Source organism: Flavobacterium sp. W22_SRS_FP1 (genome assembly GCF_052113685.1).
In the GTDB taxonomy this organism is placed as follows: Bacteria; Bacteroidota; Bacteroidia; order Flavobacteriales; family Flavobacteriaceae; genus Flavobacterium.
The window spans coordinates 63329-79377 of record NZ_JBGQOE010000002.1 but is presented as its reverse complement, the minus strand read 5'-3'; the positions used below and the strand labels follow the sequence as shown (position 1 = coordinate 79377).

General features: G+C 30.2%; 17 protein-coding genes. 4 read left to right on the top strand and 13 right to left on the bottom strand.

Translation table 11 applies throughout. The features are described 5' to 3' along the window. Positions 1 to 421 precede the first annotated feature (421 nt). The 8 genes from ACEN2H_RS01675 to ACEN2H_RS01640 form a co-directional block, all read right to left on the bottom strand. The gene (locus ACEN2H_RS01675) at positions 422 to 1387 is read right to left on the bottom strand and encodes an NAD(P)-dependent alcohol dehydrogenase (RefSeq protein ID WP_441729765.1); all 966 of its coding nucleotides are present in this window, start codon (positions 1385 to 1387) and stop codon (positions 422 to 424) included. Between the two features lie 96 nt (positions 1388 to 1483). Beyond that, positions 1484 to 1846: a cupin domain-containing protein gene (locus ACEN2H_RS01670; protein WP_441729762.1), complete on the bottom strand. Its 363-nt coding sequence runs from the start codon at positions 1844 to 1846 to the stop codon at positions 1484 to 1486. Positions 1847 to 2027: 181 nt separating this feature from the next. After that, positions 2028 to 2480, bottom strand: coding sequence for a hypothetical protein (locus tag ACEN2H_RS01665; RefSeq protein ID WP_441729760.1), 453 nt, complete (start codon positions 2478 to 2480; stop codon positions 2028 to 2030). 113 nt (positions 2481 to 2593) lie between these two features. After that, positions 2594 to 3250: a hypothetical protein gene (locus ACEN2H_RS01660; protein ID WP_441729758.1), complete on the bottom strand. Its 657-nt coding sequence runs from the start codon at positions 3248 to 3250 to the stop codon at positions 2594 to 2596. Then, entirely contained in the window at positions 3234 to 3725 is a 492-nt protein-coding gene (locus ACEN2H_RS01655; RefSeq protein WP_441729756.1) for an RNA polymerase sigma factor, read from the bottom strand. Before ACEN2H_RS01655 ends, ACEN2H_RS01660 begins: the two co-directional genes overlap by 17 nt. A 235-nt stretch (positions 3726 to 3960) precedes the next feature. Beyond that, on the bottom strand, positions 3961 to 4815 hold the full coding sequence (locus ACEN2H_RS01650) for a CPBP family intramembrane glutamic endopeptidase (RefSeq protein WP_441729754.1): 855 nt from the start codon (positions 4813 to 4815) through the stop codon (positions 3961 to 3963). A gap of 175 nt (positions 4816 to 4990) precedes the next feature. Next, the gene (locus ACEN2H_RS01645) at positions 4991 to 5671 is read right to left on the bottom strand and encodes a CPBP family intramembrane glutamic endopeptidase (RefSeq protein ID WP_441729752.1); all 681 of its coding nucleotides are present in this window, start codon (positions 5669 to 5671) and stop codon (positions 4991 to 4993) included. A gap of 13 nt (positions 5672 to 5684) precedes the next feature. Then, the gene (locus ACEN2H_RS01640; RefSeq protein ID WP_441729750.1) at positions 5685 to 6857 is read right to left on the bottom strand and encodes a metallophosphoesterase; all 1173 of its coding nucleotides are present in this window, start codon (positions 6855 to 6857) and stop codon (positions 5685 to 5687) included. A 223-nt stretch (positions 6858 to 7080) separates the two neighbouring features. Here ACEN2H_RS01640 and ACEN2H_RS01635 point away from each other — a divergent pair, with 223 nt between their 5' ends. Further along, positions 7081 to 7899, top strand: coding sequence for a sensor histidine kinase (locus ACEN2H_RS01635; RefSeq protein ID WP_441729748.1), 819 nt, complete (start codon positions 7081 to 7083; stop codon positions 7897 to 7899). Beyond that, entirely contained in the window at positions 7896 to 8594 is a 699-nt protein-coding gene (locus ACEN2H_RS01630) for a LytR/AlgR family response regulator transcription factor (protein WP_441729746.1), read from the top strand. The genes ACEN2H_RS01635 and ACEN2H_RS01630 overlap by 4 nt, the downstream gene beginning before the upstream one ends. A 157-nt stretch (positions 8595 to 8751) precedes the next feature. Here the strand turns inward: ACEN2H_RS01630 and ACEN2H_RS01625 are convergent, their stop codons facing one another. The 4 genes from ACEN2H_RS01625 to ACEN2H_RS01610 all read right to left on the bottom strand — a co-directional run bounded on the left by ACEN2H_RS01625 (position 8752) and on the right by ACEN2H_RS01610 (position 13513). Further along, the gene (locus ACEN2H_RS01625; protein WP_441729745.1) at positions 8752 to 9444 is read right to left on the bottom strand and encodes a DUF4386 domain-containing protein; all 693 of its coding nucleotides are present in this window, start codon (positions 9442 to 9444) and stop codon (positions 8752 to 8754) included. Positions 9445 to 9541: 97 nt separating this feature from the next. After that, positions 9542 to 10777 carry an alpha/beta hydrolase-fold protein gene (locus ACEN2H_RS01620; RefSeq protein ID WP_441729744.1) on the bottom strand — a complete coding sequence of 412 codons (1236 nt, stop codon included), beginning with the start codon at positions 10775 to 10777 and terminating at the stop codon, positions 9542 to 9544. A gap of 191 nt (positions 10778 to 10968) precedes the next feature. After that, entirely contained in the window at positions 10969 to 11685 is a 717-nt protein-coding gene (locus tag ACEN2H_RS01615) for a CPBP family intramembrane glutamic endopeptidase (RefSeq protein WP_441729743.1), read from the bottom strand. A 22-nt stretch (positions 11686 to 11707) separates the two neighbouring features. Further along, positions 11708 to 13513 carry a serine hydrolase domain-containing protein gene (locus ACEN2H_RS01610; protein ID WP_441729742.1) on the bottom strand — a complete coding sequence of 602 codons (1806 nt, stop codon included), beginning with the start codon at positions 13511 to 13513 and terminating at the stop codon, positions 11708 to 11710. Positions 13514 to 13736: 223 nt separating this feature from the next. Here ACEN2H_RS01610 and ACEN2H_RS01605 point away from each other — a divergent pair, with 223 nt between their 5' ends. Together ACEN2H_RS01605 and ACEN2H_RS01600 are read left to right on the top strand one after the other, a co-directional pair. Further along, entirely contained in the window at positions 13737 to 14768 is a 1032-nt protein-coding gene (locus ACEN2H_RS01605; protein WP_441729741.1) for a sensor histidine kinase, read from the top strand. 8 nt (positions 14769 to 14776) lie between these two features. Beyond that, a complete protein-coding gene (locus ACEN2H_RS01600; RefSeq protein ID WP_441729740.1) occupies positions 14777 to 15514 on the top strand; it encodes a LytR/AlgR family response regulator transcription factor in 738 nt (245 codons plus the stop codon). A 248-nt stretch (positions 15515 to 15762) separates the two neighbouring features. Here the strand turns inward: ACEN2H_RS01600 and ACEN2H_RS01595 are convergent, their stop codons facing one another. Next, a complete protein-coding gene (locus tag ACEN2H_RS01595) occupies positions 15763 to 16029 on the bottom strand; it encodes a hypothetical protein (protein WP_441729739.1) in 267 nt (88 codons plus the stop codon). Positions 16030 to 16049 lie beyond the last annotated feature (20 nt).

Below are 16049 nucleotides of genomic sequence, written 5' to 3'. Positions count from 1 at the left end.
TTAGTTCCAAATCACTGCTAAAAAATTATTTGAAATTATTATATTTTTAAAATTACTTAAAAACAAAAAAGACCTTACATTGCTGTAAAGTCTTTTTAAAAAGCTCCCCTTCTTGACAGAAGCTGCAGCTGGAATTCAATAATTCAATACACAATTATAAGAAAAATAAGGAGTTAACTTTTTTTAGTTTCTTGAAATTCATACTTTTCAATTTCTTTTAATGTTCATTCTCCTAATTTGTTTTTACTTTTCGTAAAACTACTAGAAGATAGATGAAACGATTGAATATGTTTAAATTTAAATAATTTAAAGAAATCCTATTAGCATTCTTAAAAACTACTATAAGAAATTATTAATTTCAGTCCACTTTTTGCTGAAGATTTACAGCAATGGAAAAATTAATTTGTAGCTAGTATTCTTATCATTCTGCTATTTTTAAAACTACATTACCTGTTTTTTGTCCAGATTCAACGTATTTGTAGGCCTCCACTGTTTGTTCAAATTTATAGTATCTGTCAATTACAGGTTTATACATACCTTTTTCGACTAATTCTTTTAAGAATGAGATATCCTCTTTATTAATTGATGGGATTGGAAATAAAACCCTTTTTCCTCCAAAAATTGGAGTTGTAAGTGCAAAAAACAGATTCTCTGCATTTTTGCCTAATTCTGTGGAGATATAAATTCCTTTTTCAGTCAGCAATGGCTTACACTGCCCAAATGAACTTTTACCTACGGCATCAAATATAAAATCAAATTTTGTTGCTGTTTTTGTAAAATCTTGTGTTTGATAATCAATTACAACAGCTGCGCCAAGTGATTTGATAAGGTCTATATTTTTAGTATTGCAAACAGCAGTAACAGTTGCTCCAAAATATTTTAAAAGTTGAACAGCCGCCGAACCAATTGCTCCGGTAGCCCCATAAACCAATACATTTTGGCCACTTTCTATTTTAGCAGCTCTAATATTATTTAAGGCATAATGCGCTCCTTCCGTAATTGGTGCCGCTTCATAGAAATTTACGTTTTCGGGCAAAATTTCGACAGCTTCATTTTCAGCAATGGTTAAATACTCTGCGTGACCTCCAAAGGTTTTGTCATTATAACCAAAAACTTTATCACCTTTCTTGAATGTTGTGACATTTTTCCCAACTTCTTCAATAATACCTGAGAATTCACAGCCTAAAATAGTATATTTTGGCCGTAAAAGCCCACTCCAGAATCGTGATATAAAATATTCAGCACTGCGAAAACCAGCATCTGTCCGGTTTACTGTAGATGCATAAACTTTCACCAATACCTCTTTGTCTTTTGGTATGGGTTTGGGAACTTCCATTAATTTGACAACTTCTGGTGGACCGTATTTTGTGTGTACTATTGCTTTCATATTTTAATTAAAAATGGCATTTAAAAGGTGTCGGTAATATTTAATCCACCTTATTTAATTGCTGCCAATCGTTTTATTTTCCCTAATTTACCATTGTTAAATGTGCTTTTGATCAGCAATACTTTTAGTTATTTCAGATTTAACATCACCCGTGTGCGCGGTAGTTTTATTTTCTATTAACATAACTTTGCACTCTTCATCAGATGAAACCCGGTGATTGATACCCTTTTTTACAATAAAAATATCGCCTTTGTTCATGATAAAGCTATCTTTTCCTTCAATTTCAAAAAGAAGTTTTCCTTCAATAACATAAAAAAATTCGTCCTCATTTTTGTGATTGTGCCAAGGTATCTTTTCTCCTTTTATTTTTACAAGTTTGATAAAGACATCATTTATTTCCCCAATTATTCTTGGTGAAAAATAGTCCTTGATTTCTATAAACTTTTCTATTATATTCATTTGCGGGTATAATGAGTTTTTATAAGATTTGTACAATTTAAAAATCGATTTTTTAAGTTGTACAAATCGTTTGTTGAATGTTTATTGGTTTGTTATTTAGTTTAAATGTAAGCATAAATTTATGAGGTGTTATACTTAGTACTTTTAGTTTATTTTTTAAGAATTACATTCGTTTTTATAATTATAACACTCTACTTTCACTTTTAGCTTGAGAATCCATGGTACGACCAATGATTAACCCAATTAACATTCCAATACTTAAACCCAAAGCTATGCCCAAAGACCGCTCAAGGCTTGATAAAAACACAATTCCAAAAAGAATTCCGAAAGAAGATCCTAAACCTGTACCAAGATTGGTGTAATAGCCTACAGGCGTTAAAGACAACGCATCCTTTAAATATTTTTCAAATTTACTTAGTGCTTTCTTAACGTATTTTTTTCTGTTTTCAGGATTTGAGTTTAAATTTAAACGATCAAGTTCCATTTCTAAGGAATGTATTTCATCTTTTGTAAACTCTCTAGTCTTCAATTCGGATAGTATATGAAGAAATTTTTCATAAACCCTGATTTCAGATTTATTAGTCGTTTCGGTTTTTAAACTTTCGAAAAAGTTACAGGCTTCTTGTAATGTCATAATTTTTAATGTTTTCTTGGTTAGTGGCTTAAGCCAATAAATATTACATGCTGAAACTTATTTTTTTAAAAAATAACAAAAAGTCATTTAAATAAGGACTTGCAAGTGGTATTTTAACTCCTTAAACTTTCTATATCAGCCATCAATTCTTCCAATTTTTTGAAAACGCTACCGTAAACAAGGTTCAAATCCCATTGATAAATCCTACCGCCAAAAAATGCCAGTAAACCTAAAATTAAAGCTACAATTACAATTCCTATTAGCGGAATTCCAACTATTAGATATGTGTCAGGGAAATTTATGAGTATTTTATGTACCAGTCTTTCTCCTAAAAAGAGACCCTTTGCATCTTTAAACCAAAAACCTAAAATCATTGACATAAATATAATTGGGTACAAAAATGTAGCTATTCTCCTATTGACAGCTACCTGCTTTTTTATCCATTGGTTAAATGCCTTGAGATATTCATAACTACTGCTCCCCTTATCTATGCTTTCTAAACCATTCAATAATCGTTTATTAATAAGAACAAGTACAGTAAGGGTTATGAAAAAAACAATGCCCGTTATAGGTATTCCTATAAAAAAAGTCACAATTAAAAAAATAAACGAAAAAGCAACTATTGCAATCAAATTTATTTTAAACATTCTTTTAAACTTATCTATGATATGAATTGATTTTTGAGTGTAAAGGTTGTTAATTTTTGGCGCTATTAAAGCATCACTTTTTAGAAAACCCTCTTTCCATATATTTTCAATTGATTTTTCCATCTAATAATTTTTTTAATCTAATTTTAATTCTTTTAACACGTACGCCAATATTATTGGGATTTGTTCCTATAATATCAGCGATTTCCTGATATGATTTTTCTTCTAAATACAGCATAATAATGGCTCGGTCAATTTCTGACAGTTTTCTGATGGCATCATATAATAGATTTAGTGATTCGTCTGAAAACGCATCATGATCTTCAGTTTCTTCAGCTGGCAAAGAGTCAGACACAAAATGCTGGCCATTATTTTTCTTTTTCTTAAGTAAGGTCAAACAAACATTTAATGAAATACGATAAACCCAGGTACTCCATTGCGATTCCTCACGAAAGTTTTCTTTACTCCTCCAGATCTGTAAACACACTTCCTGATAATAATCTTCAAAATCCTCCTGTGAATTGGTATATGCCCTGCACAACTTGATAATTATTCCGGCATATGGCAGTATATTTATGTTATAAAAGTCGCTACTCAAGATTGTTTTTATTTTAGTTAGTGGTGTAAATTAGAAATTATTACACACAAATGAAATATTTATAAAAAAATATGCTGTGGATGATATGTATTAAACACTATGAGTTTCTTAAAAAAATTTACGACTTAAAAATTGGAGGTTTTTGCATCGAAATAATATTAAAATTGAATATTCGTCAGTTCGTTAATTTAAATGTAAAAAATAATTTTATGAGGTTTTGTAGGCAGTTTTTATTTTATAAACGTTCTTTTTCAGCTTTTCTCCAAAAGTAAATGGCAAAAATAGTCGTTATAATCGGAATCATAAATCCATATTCATCAATCCAAAATGTAGTTTTATCATTAGAAATTGTTAAAGGCGTACATATTTTTTGAATGTAAATATTGTGAACAGAATGATATAAAACTGCTGGCCATAAACTGTTCGATTTAAAAGTGTAATACGCCAGGATTACAGAAATTCCAATGATCATAATTGTAAAAGCGCCCATATGTAACAAAAGGTATTCACTGCTTCCATATATTAAATTAATTAAAGGAAAATGCCAAATGGCCCAAATAATACCACTTACAATTGCAAGTGCTTTAAAAGACATTACTTTTCTCAATTCAAAGATTAAAAAGCCACGCCATCCAATTTCTTCTCCCAAAGTAGCACCTAAATTTTTTATTACCCCAACTGTCAATAATAGAAAAATCATTACAACTATAACAAGTGTTTGATTCGTGCTTTCAATACCCAATTCATCACTCCATTGTACTATTTTTTCAGTATTTATGAGATTTCCAAAACCAAATAACCAAATTAAGACATAAGCAATTGAAACATACACTATGGGTGTGATGTATGAGCGTCTTAAGTATTTCAATTCTGTTAAACGCCATGGTAAACTTGAAATAGGTCTCATTCTAATTTTCAATGTAATTAAAGATGCTAAAGCTGGCGATAACATTAAAGCACCTACGTAAATACTCGTTGGGTTTAATTTTAAAATCGCATAATATGCTATGGAACTTAAAGCTGTAAGAAGCATTAAAAATAGCATTATTGTTTTCCAAGTTTCTTTCCGTTTCAATATTTCTTTAGTCATGCTAAGGTTTGCTATTTAGATTTTTTTAGTTGTATGTTTATGAAAAGACGAAGATAATATCTTTTTGTTACTTGGTGCGTATCTTATTTTTCTTAAGAAATCTGCAAGAATTTTCGTAATTAGGCTAAAACTAGCAATAAATTATATACGGCTTAAGTTTGTATTTCATACATTATTAAAATAATTGCTGGATCCATTCAGATATAAGAGAATCTTTATTTAAATATAATAGTGTTAAACCTATGGTATCGCTAAAGCCATGAATTAATACCAGTAATAGTAGATTATTCCTATTCTTATTGAATATCAATGAAATTATTAAAGACCATAAAAATACCGATATCATTCCAACAGTACCTTGATACGCATGAGATATACCAAAATAAATCGAAGTAATAATTGCAGATAGAAACCAAGATTTATTAGAGTTCCCAAATAATTCTGCTAAAGCCCTCATATAATAACCTCTAAAAAGAAATTCTTCTCCAAAGGCAGCAAAGATCCACATGACAATCATTATTACTATGTAACCCACTAAATTCCCTTTAATATCCTCTAAAGAGGATAAGTCAAAATCGCCAAAGTAGTGCTGAAGTATTGGGTCAATAATAATGTTAAATCCAATAAAAAAGGCTAGGGTTATGATTAAACTCTTTACAACAGTTTTTTTGGTAATTTTTTTTCCTATTCCAAACTTTGACCATTCAAAATTGCTTCCCCATAAAATTAAAAAGGCAACTCCAAGTCCGAAAAAAAAGACAAAGTTTCGATCTATAAAGCCAAATATTGGCGCAATGAGCATAGTTAAAACAACTATGTATGGTTTTGTTAGATAATTATAAATTTTAGTTTTCATTTTTTTTGTTTTATTATAATTGTTTTTTATCTCCATTTGCTAATACCTGGAAGTAATTTCCTTCTGTTATCAGCAGGCCTTCAGATTTTTTAAAAGGCCAATGTTTACTATAATCTTTTGGGTGCTTAACATCGATGGCAAATACTTTTCCATTGTATAATTTGTTTACATTCCATTGAAGTGTATGGCCAACAATAATTGCTTTAGCATTAAACTTGTCAATTCCTTTTTCAACATCTTCTTGAGATAAATCATCGTTAAAATAACCTCGATACCAACAGATACCATTCTTGCTTGAAAGAATTAATTGCTCAACCGATTCTTGTGGTTTTGGAAAATATGCTTGACGGTAATTATTTCTATTTATTTGATTAACCTCATCAATTGTGACGTCATAATTTGCAAAATCAGGATGTATTCCTCCATGTGCAAAAAGATGACCATTAATTAGCTCTAAAGTATTTTTAGACGTCATCCACTTTCCAATAAATGAGTTTTCATCGTATAGATTATGATGTTGCTTTCCTAGAATTGATGCTACTCCATTATATTTGTAGGAGGCAGATTCGAATTTTCCTTGAAAATTGTACAATTCATGATTTCCTATAATAAAATGCACATATCCACCCTGTTTTTTAGCTTCCTGTTCTATTTTATAAATAAACCAAAGAACTTGTGTTGTAGAAAAGCCTCTGTCAACAAAGTCACCAACCAGTACAAGGTGTCCTTTACCAAATGTCCAATTTAGATTCTTATCAATTACTTTACTGTTAATAAGAAAATCACGAAAGGATTTATAACCACTCTCAATATCTGATATGGCTAGGATAGGTTCATTGTCATAATAAGTAGAAATAGGAATTTCAAAATTAGAATTTAGTGTAAAATTAAAGGTTGAGTTGTCTAAAGGAAAATAGCAACTGGTGGGGATGTCTTCATTTATCACATATTCCTTTTGGTCAAGATAGAATCCATCTGTTTTATTTCCTTTAATGTAATTGACATTTAAAGTACTATCGGTTTCATAAAAAACATATGGGCCTTCTTTCTCTAAATTTAGTTTCAAAGGATTATCACCGAAATCAAAAGTGCCATTTAATGAGACTAAAGTGATAATCCCAACTATTAATAGAACACTTATAGTGCCGAAAACATGTTTTAAATACCGTAAAATTCTTTTTTTCATTATAATAGATTTAATAAATTTATATTTGCTTTTGATGACAGCAAAAATATTTTTAAGAAGTTGAGTAGATAAATAAATGTGATGAAAACACTGCATTGAAGCATAGAATGATTATTGGTGTATGTGAAGAAAACTCATCACACTTAAGAATATGTATAAACCTTAATAATGATCGTTTATCACATAATCCTGTTTATTAACTTGATTATTTTAATTTTGCAGTATGATATCAATCTTAAAAAAAAATAACTGGCTCATCGCTAAAACAATCGTTTTAATAACAATCATAATTCCTATTGGAATTACTGCGTATGAATTTTTTGTAAAAGGAAAGAATTCTGTAGTTTTTTTGGCTGATTATCCAACTGCTGTTGGCATTACAGTGGCTATCTATTATGCCTTACTCCTAGTTGCTGGAATTATCTGGGTTATTTTTCAGTTAAAGTTTTTTATGACATTAAAAAATGAAAAGACGAAAAACGAGTTGTTGCATTTACAGAGTCAGGTGAATCCACATTTCTTTTTTAATATGCTCAACAACTTATACGGGATGATTGATAAAGACACTGAAAAATCAAAAGCTCTTATTTTAAAATTATCTGATTTAATGCGTTATAGTATTTATGAAGGAGAAAAAAGTGTGGTGACACTTGAAGAAGAAATAGCCTATTTGAAAAATTATATCGAAATACATCAAATGCGCTATCATAAAAAGATAGACATTCAATTCAATACCAATGTTGAAGATAGCAACATTAAAGTAATGCCGCTATTATTCATTATTTTATTGGAAAATGCCTTTAAACATGGTGTTGAGAATTTAAGAGACAACGCATTCATTCACATAGACATAACTTCAAAAAACAAAGAGGTTTTATTTCAAATTGAAAACAATTTTGATGAAAATACGTTACCAGAAAAATCAGGAATTGGAATTAAAAATTTAAAACGAAGATTGGCCTTAGCCTATCCTAAAAATCATAATCTTATATTTACAAATGTTGATTCAGTTTATAACGTTCAATTGCAATTAAAACAATGATTAGATATCTTATCATAGATGACGAACATATAGCTCATGATATTATTAAAGGCTATTGTGACATGTTACCTAACATGCAATTGATGGAACATTGCTATGATGCTCTGGAGGCTCTAGATTATTTAAATTCTAATTCTGTTGATTTGATTTTTTTAGATATAAACATGCCTAAACTCAAAGGTTTTGACTTTCTAAAAACGCTATCAAGTAAACCAAAAGTTATTGTTACAACTGCTTATAAAGAACATGCATTAGAAGGATATGAATTAGATATTACTGATTACCTTTTAAAGCCCTTTAGTTTTGAACGTTTTTTAAAAGCGGTCAACAAAGCTGTTCAAGCAAAAGAAAGTATTCCTAAAAAAAAGCGACCTATAGAGAAAACCAAAACAGGACATATATTTCTTTATAGTGATAAGAAATATATTCAAGTAAAGGTAGCTGATATTCTATATATAGAAGCAGCAGGTAATTATACTAAAGTCGTTTTAAAAGATAACAGTATCTTGGTTAGAGAGAAAATTTCAGATATGTTAGGTAAATTATCTTCAGAGCTGTTTCTTCAAGTTCATAAGTCGTTTGTTGTTGCTAAAGCGCAAATTTACAGTGTAGACGGAAACAGAATATTAATTGCTGATAAAATTATTCCTATAGGAAAGTTTTACAAGGCTAATATTTTTGAATTGTTAAAATGATAGTTTATCTGTTTTAATTGTTGCCAACGAGTTTTTATAATATTTCTGCAACTTCAAAATCAAAAAATTTTCGGCTGCAGCAAATCGTTTTTTGAATTCTTGTCGGGTCGTTAGCTTAAATGTAAACATAAATTATATACGGCTTGCAGCACGTTTATTAACCTATTTGTATTTCTTTTGTCCTTGAACCTTTAATGAGAAGCCAAAGCATAAATACCAATTCGCCCAATGCGGTAAACATAGTAAAGCTTGTATTGAGATCGGGATACAAAAACACTTTTAAATGGCCGACAACATAACCTATACCAGCGATGATTAATAACCAACCCATTATTTTGGGTATATATCCTGCTTTTAATACCAAAAAGCCAAGAAGAATAAGATATAAACCAAATAACACTAGGCCGAAAAACCATTCGTATTTGTAGGATTTAATATAAAAAAGCATAAATTCTGAAATTTGCTCCTGAGAATTCAAATGAAAGTAGGAAGACCCTTTTGTAAGGGTAAACACCTTTATCAAATTCGTTACGGCCACAAGATAAACTCCAGTGTATAGTAACCGAAACCAAGCCGTGAGTAATGATAGACTTTTATTTACAGGCTTTAAAAATATATAAAGTGCCCAGGCTACAACAATATCTGATACTATTGTGATAAAGATCAGAAATATGGCAACATTAAATAAGAGTGAATTATTTGTGATATTAGATGCAGTTTCTAATGCATTATTTGGATTCACTAAATCTGGGATTATTTTAAATTCAGCAAACGGAACCGTTAAAGTCATAATTAACAGTCCAATTCCAGCTATTATAGCTGCTTTTGAAAGTGAGATGTCTTTATTCATTTTGTAATTTAAATTAGTCATTTGTCTTAATAATTTCCTTAAATATTATACCTGTAAGATAAATTAATTCGTACTTGTATTTTTTTGTTTGGATCTGCTATTTTTTCTTTAGTGCTTCAATCCTATCTTTATAGGAATCATCACCACTTATTTCATAAGCTTTAGCCACAAATTTTAAAGCATTTTCATTATCTCCATTTCTTTCATAATAATCTGCCATAGAATCGTAGCTATTGGGACTATTTGGGTAATACTCAATGGTAAGTTCAAAGTACATCTTAGCTCTTTCCATTTGGCCCATATCCATACTCATGTAACCCTGCATATTTATTAAGAATTCGGGCAAAGGAGGTACAGCGTAGCCGAAATGTGTTTCAAGTTTATGTTGTCGATACCTAACAATCTTATTAATTTCATCTGCAGTGGTAGTTGGCATATTATATTTGTCAACATTTTCCATCTGGTACCATTCAAAAACAGAAATTAAACCATCCATAATGGAAGGAAAGGTAATAGTACCATGTAAATCTCTTTGATAAAACTTCCATCCAAAAGCTAATTGATTTTGCTTGTTTTGATTCAATATTTCAGAAAAAGCAATATTAGATCGTGAAAATATGGTAAAGCCTGTTGTGTCTTTTTTTATTTCATTTAAGGTCATCCCTGAACCTCCCAGCGACATAAATAATGACTTCCCTTTGTAATCAGCACTTGAAACTTTATCTTTTGCTTCCTTAATTAATTGTTGATTATCCCAATCCAAACTAGGATCAATCGCCAAATAATTGGAAAATAATTGTGGGTGATGAATTAGGGTGTAAATAGTAAATAAGCCTCCATAAGAATGACCAATTAACGTTCTAAAATTAGTAACAGGATATTTATTTTCTACAAATGGAATTAGTTCAGTCTCTATAAACTTACTAAAATTAGCAGCTTCTCCGTTTTCTTGTTTAAAAGGACTTCCATACATCTCAGTTACTTTTGAAGTTGTTAAGTCACGCATTCTGTTTTTATCGTTTGAAATGCCAACAATAACCATTTCGGGTGTAAAGCCACCACTATAATAGTTTTGTACATCATTCACTGTTGGGAGAAATACTTCACCATCTAAAACAAAAACTACTGGGTATTTTATGTTTTCATCGGGTTTGAAATCAGCAGGGAGTTGCACATAAATAGTTCTATATTCTTCTAAAGTTTTAGAGTAAAGACTATCAATAGCGCCTACTTTTTGTAAAAACTGATTGTTTTGATTTGTTTGGGAGTGTGCAAATTGTTGTAAGAAGACAGCAAGTCCCGTAATTAATACTATTTTAATTCTATTCATCATTTGTTTGTGTTTAATTGTTAGTAATTGGTTTTATATGATTTGTGCGACTTTAAAATCGCTTGTTGACTATTTATCAGTTCATTATTTAGTGGCGTAAATTAAAAATTATTACATTGTTAGGCAATTTTGTTTTTTCTTGTAAAATAAATAAGTGTTAATAGTAACCTCACCATTAATTTTTGATTATTTGATTACATTATTACGCCATCATTTAGATATAATGCTATCAGGCTTATAGAATTAATAATTGCATGTGCAATTATTAGAGGGAAAAGTTTTCGTTTTATCAGAAAATATATTGAACCAAATATTAGCGCAATAAAACCAGTTGCAATAACACCTGCCAACCCTTGATAAATATGAAGCATCCCAAATATTGTTGCGTGTATAATTAATGCCAAAACAATACCTGATTTATTATTTCCAGTGCAATCTACCAATCTGTTTAGTAAATATCCCCGAAATAATATTTCTTCACCCAGTGCTGCACCAAACCAAACTACAACAATTAGATAAGGTACAAACACAAATGGTTTTCCCATAAAAAAGGCAAATCTATCTGCTACATCTGTTGGATTAGTCAAACCGAAATTTTCTAATAATGGCTTTACAATTAGCCCCATAATTGAAAAAACCAGCATTACTGTCCCAATTGCTAACAATATATTAATCAGCCAATTTTGTAAACCTTTTGGAAGTTCAAATCCTAATTCTTTCCATTTTAACTTTTTTTGTTTCATGAAAATTGTACTGACTATAATTCCACACCAAATTGCTATCGAACCAGAACCGATGATGTTAAAATAATCTCCAATATGTTTTATGCTTACTATTGTAATAAACACAATTGCAATTTCTATGACTATTTTTATATTAAATGATTTATTATAATGTTTTTTATTATTCATCAAGTTTGTGTTTTTTTCTTGTTCAAAAAGAAGAGAGCGTTGCTGCTTCAAAATTTATGGAACCATCTTTTAAGATTAATCCCGTATTAGATACTGTTATTTTTAAATCTTGCATCCCACCATTTTGATGCCCATTGATAAAAAATTCATTTTTACTTATGGGAATTAAATATACCTTGTCAATATGATTTGTTTTAACGGAATCATCCATAAACATTCCTTGTATTTTATGGTCGGCATTAATACTTAACACGATTCCGATGTCAACTGTTTCAAAATGAAATCTGATATGAACATTTTTAACTTCATCTCCATCAATTTTATAAATATTGTAGGACCTGAATTTACCGGCGTGTTGTAAAAAATTCGACCACATACCTTTTAATTGTCCTAAACCTTCTTCTGTACCTAAAAACCCTTTCATTTGATCATTCGCATAATTAATAAGTCCTTCAAAATTTTGAGTACTCATTGCATTTGCAAAAAATAAAGCAGTTTCACTGGGGGCATCTTGTTCATTTGCATTTCTTGAAAAAGCGTACGTAAAAACCGACCAAGGTGCTGCACCTGCTGTTTCTAATAAGTAAATGTTTCCTTTATTTTTTAGGAGAAGTGAGTGTTCATTATCCAATTGATAGGTGTTCGTTTCATCAACAATACTATTGTCTATAGTAGTTTTTGGCGTTGGTAAATTTTCTATGCTTTTACCTTGTAACAGGGCAATAATTTTATCTGTAATTTCAGGGACAAAAGTAACCTCACCTTGAAACTCATCTGCTACCGGATTTACAGAAGTAGCGTTGGAAAGGATGATTATTTTACTGTTTTTTTCTGGCAATGAACCCATCACTGACGCATAACCAGGAAGTAAGCCATTGTTGTATATCCATTTTTCATCTCCTTTATGGTCAATAACCCAGCCCAAGCCAGATAACATTTCATTAACACCCATTGCTTGTGTAGCGGTATATATTTTATTCACGGATGCTGGTTTTAATAATATCCCGTTATCTAAGGCTTGCATAAATTTGAATAAATCATTGGTTGTTGAATTCATATCAGCAGCGCCCATAAGCCAGGAAGGATGGAAAGGTGAATTGAATTTTATAAATTCAGTCATCCCTAAACCTAAATACCGTTGTGCTTTTTGATTTATAGATTTAAATGATGCAATGGTTGTATTTTTCATTCCTGCAGGTTTAAAAACTGCTTGTTCCATAAAGTCAGCATAAGACTGTCCGCTTACTTTTTCAATGATATTAGCTAACAGCAAGTACCCAAAATTATTATAGTCATACCCTTTTCCCGGCTCAAACTTTAATTTGGAATCTTTAAATTTTTCTAAAACTTCATCAAAAGTTATGGCAGTTTCCTCTGGCATCAATCCATTTCCGTTATCGTCTGTTCTGCCAATATTGGCTTCCATACCAGAACTGTTATTTAGCAAATGTTGAATTGTTATGTCTTTTGAATAGTCAGGCATAAAATTTGGGAAATAGGTTGAAACAGGTGTTTCTAATGTTAATTTTCCATCTTCAACTAATTTCATAATTCCAACTGCTGTCAATGATTTTGAAAGAGAGGCAATGCTAAATATCGATTTTTCAGTATTTTTTTTATGTCCCTTTCTATCAGCATAACCAAAACTTTTTTGATAAATGATGTGGTTGTCTTTGCTAATTAAAACACTTCCAACAAACCGATTATAAAACGAATAACTTTCAAATAAGTCATCAATATTTTTTTCTAATTCTTTGTTGAAGGTTGATTGTCCAAAGGAATTAATTCCTAAGATTAATGTGATGAATAGTACAACTGCTTTCTTCATTTTTATCATTTAATAATTAATTTGAAGCAATATTAGAATGTATAAATGACACCCTAAAATGAAAGTGATTGTTACCTGCTTTGCTGTGACAGAAACCCATAATTGTGTGAAAAAAGGTGAACTTCACAGTACTATAGGATTTGGCCACAATAATGACATCTTTTGTCCCATTTAAAATTTTAAACTATTATAAACCCTATTTTTGACAAAGAAACGATTGAATATGAAAAAATATATAGAACCAATAATTCATATTTTAGTATGGGGAATAGGTTATTTTCTAATTTTAAACTATACATCTACCATAGGTGATTTCAGGAAAGACAGAGGCCCTTATTGGGTTGCCCTCCTTTTTGGGATGCTTATGAACCAAGTCGTTTTTTATACAACCGCATTTTTTTTGGTTCCAAAATTTTTGCGGCTAAAAAAAATTAAGGCCTTAATATTTTCGTTATTGGGTGGTTTTATATTTATTAATTTATTTGAAAGTATTGTAGATTATAGCTATCTGACAAATTTTTTCTCCTCTGCGAGTGAATCTTTTGTGGTGTATTTACTTTATAATTCAGTGATTGGTTTTTTTACTTTATTGGTTGCATTGTCTTATTCGCTTATTAAATATTGGATACAAAATGAAAAACTTAAAAGGGTTTTGCTTGAAGAAAAACTTTCCACAGAAATGGCATTTTTAAAATCTAAAATCAACCCTCATTTTTTGTTTAATGTTTTAAATAGTTTTTATGCCAAATCCTTAAAGCATAACGTACCGGAATTGGCTGATGGCATTGCGAAACTAGCAGAGTTGATGCGTTATATGGTTTATGAAACAAATGAGGATAAGGTAGCGCTTGAAAAAGAGATTCATCACCTTAAAAATTTTATTCAGGTTTATCAGTTACGAATTGCTGAAGACGACAAAGTATTCATAAATTTTAATATTGAAGGAGACATAAAATCAGTAAAAATAAGTCCGATGTTGCTTATTCCTTTTGTTGAAAATGCGATTAAACATGGTATTGACCCTAAAACAAAATCAATAATCGATATTTCCTTAAAAGCGGAGGCAAAAAATTTATATTTTAAAGTAACCAATACCATACATCAAGGTGCTTATGGTTTAACTGATGAGCCCTCTGGTTTCGGACTTGACAATTTAAAAAAGAGACTCTCCATTTTATATCCAAATAGGTATACTTTGGAAACTAAAGAGGAAAAGGGATATTTTATATCTTTACTTATTCTGAAACTTGAATAACCATTCGTATGAACTGTGTAATAATTGATGATGAACCCGCTGCTATTGATGTACTTAAATATCATTTAAGCAACATACCATTTGTGACCTTAAAGAAATCTTTTAGAGATCCATTGGATGCGCTTGAATATCTTCAACAACATCCAATAGATCTTATTTTCTTAGATATAAATATGCCTAAATTATCAGGGATTGGCTTTCCTAAGTTTTTGCAAAATCCACCACTTATTATATTTACCACAGCGTATTCAGAATATGCTTTGGAAAGTTATGAGCTTAAAGCAGTTGACTATCTGTTAAAACCCATTGAATTTAACAGGCTGCTTCAGGCAGTTATGAAAGCAAAACAGCATTTAGAAAAAAATAATAAGATAACAGCTTCAAGCTCTGAAATTTCTCCTGATATCTCTGAACAAACAATTTTTATTAAAAGTGGATCAGATTTTCATCAATTGTTTATTCAAAATATAAAATACATAGAAAGCGACGGTAATTATGTGACTTTTTATACCGATAAACGACCTGTTTTGGCTCGCTATAAACTATCTGAAGTGTTAGAATTACTTCCAAAAGAATTTTTCGCAAGAATACATCGATCCTATATTGTAGCATTAAAACATATAGAAACGGTCAAAAAACATTGTGTAGTAATTGACGATAAAGAGATTCCTATAAGCAGCAATTATAGGGAAGATTTTTTTGCTTTGATAGATGACATAGGTAAGAAAAGGGATCATAGAATCTAAAAAAAAAAGGAATTTCAATCAAAACCTTGCTCAAATCTTGCGCATAAAAAAAGGTTATAAAACTAAATGCATTGAACCCTTTACAATATCCTAAAAAACAAAAAAGCCTTAACAAATTAATGTTAAGACCTGTTTTGCTCCCCTTAAAGACGAAAGATGCAGCACAAACTCAATCTATATTTACATAACAATATGGAAATTAAATAGTTAACTTATTGCAAAAATTACACTAAGTTAATTTTATTAAACTAAATTAGTGTAAACTCTCCATTCAAACCTTTGTATTTTTCGTAATCCTGAACCAATCTTCCAACAACTTTGGTTAAAGTTAAAACATTCCCAATAAGTCCTATTGAGTTAGGTTTGGTGTTGTACTCGATACATAGTTTATAAAAAAAGTGATTTACATATTGTTTAACATCTTCATTTATTTCCATTATGTTCTCTCCAATCTCAGGCACAAAATGAAATACTAAGTCATCGTTCAATAGTTCTAATGAATTAGACTCTTTCATTATTCTTGAACAGGTTTAAT

Bases quoted from the DNA above. Each gene is read 5' to 3' on its own strand.
- ACEN2H_RS01675 (WP_441729765.1), bottom strand. From the start codon at position 1,387: ATGAAAGCAATAGTACACACAAAATACGGTCCACCAGAAGTTGTCAAA.
- ACEN2H_RS01670 (WP_441729762.1), bottom strand. From the start codon at position 1,846: ATGAATATAATAGAAAAGTTTATAGAAATCAAGGACTATTTTTCACCA.
- ACEN2H_RS01665 (WP_441729760.1), bottom strand. From the start codon at position 2,480: ATGACATTACAAGAAGCCTGTAACTTTTTCGAAAGTTTAAAAACCGAA.
- ACEN2H_RS01660 (WP_441729758.1), bottom strand. From the start codon at position 3,250: ATGGAAAAATCAATTGAAAATATATGGAAAGAGGGTTTTCTAAAAAGT.
- ACEN2H_RS01650 (WP_441729754.1), bottom strand. From the start codon at position 4,815: ATGACTAAAGAAATATTGAAACGGAAAGAAACTTGGAAAACAATAATG.
- ACEN2H_RS01645 (WP_441729752.1), bottom strand. From the start codon at position 5,671: ATGAAAACTAAAATTTATAATTATCTAACAAAACCATACATAGTTGTT.
- ACEN2H_RS01640 (WP_441729750.1), bottom strand. From the start codon at position 6,857: ATGAAAAAAAGAATTTTACGGTATTTAAAACATGTTTTCGGCACTATA.
- ACEN2H_RS01635 (WP_441729748.1), top strand. From the start codon at position 7,081: ATGATATCAATCTTAAAAAAAAATAACTGGCTCATCGCTAAAACAATC.
- ACEN2H_RS01630 (WP_441729746.1), top strand. From the start codon at position 7,896: ATGATTAGATATCTTATCATAGATGACGAACATATAGCTCATGATATT.
- ACEN2H_RS01625 (WP_441729745.1), bottom strand. From the start codon at position 9,444: ATGAATAAAGACATCTCACTTTCAAAAGCAGCTATAATAGCTGGAATT.
- ACEN2H_RS01620 (WP_441729744.1), bottom strand. From the start codon at position 10,777: ATGATGAATAGAATTAAAATAGTATTAATTACGGGACTTGCTGTCTTC.
- ACEN2H_RS01615 (WP_441729743.1), bottom strand. From the start codon at position 11,685: ATGAATAATAAAAAACATTATAATAAATCATTTAATATAAAAATAGTC.
- ACEN2H_RS01610 (WP_441729742.1), bottom strand. From the start codon at position 13,513: ATGAAGAAAGCAGTTGTACTATTCATCACATTAATCTTAGGAATTAAT.
- ACEN2H_RS01605 (WP_441729741.1), top strand. From the start codon at position 13,737: ATGAAAAAATATATAGAACCAATAATTCATATTTTAGTATGGGGAATA.
- ACEN2H_RS01600 (WP_441729740.1), top strand. From the start codon at position 14,777: ATGAACTGTGTAATAATTGATGATGAACCCGCTGCTATTGATGTACTT.
- ACEN2H_RS01595 (WP_441729739.1), bottom strand. From the start codon at position 16,029: ATGAAAGAGTCTAATTCATTAGAACTATTGAACGATGACTTAGTATTT.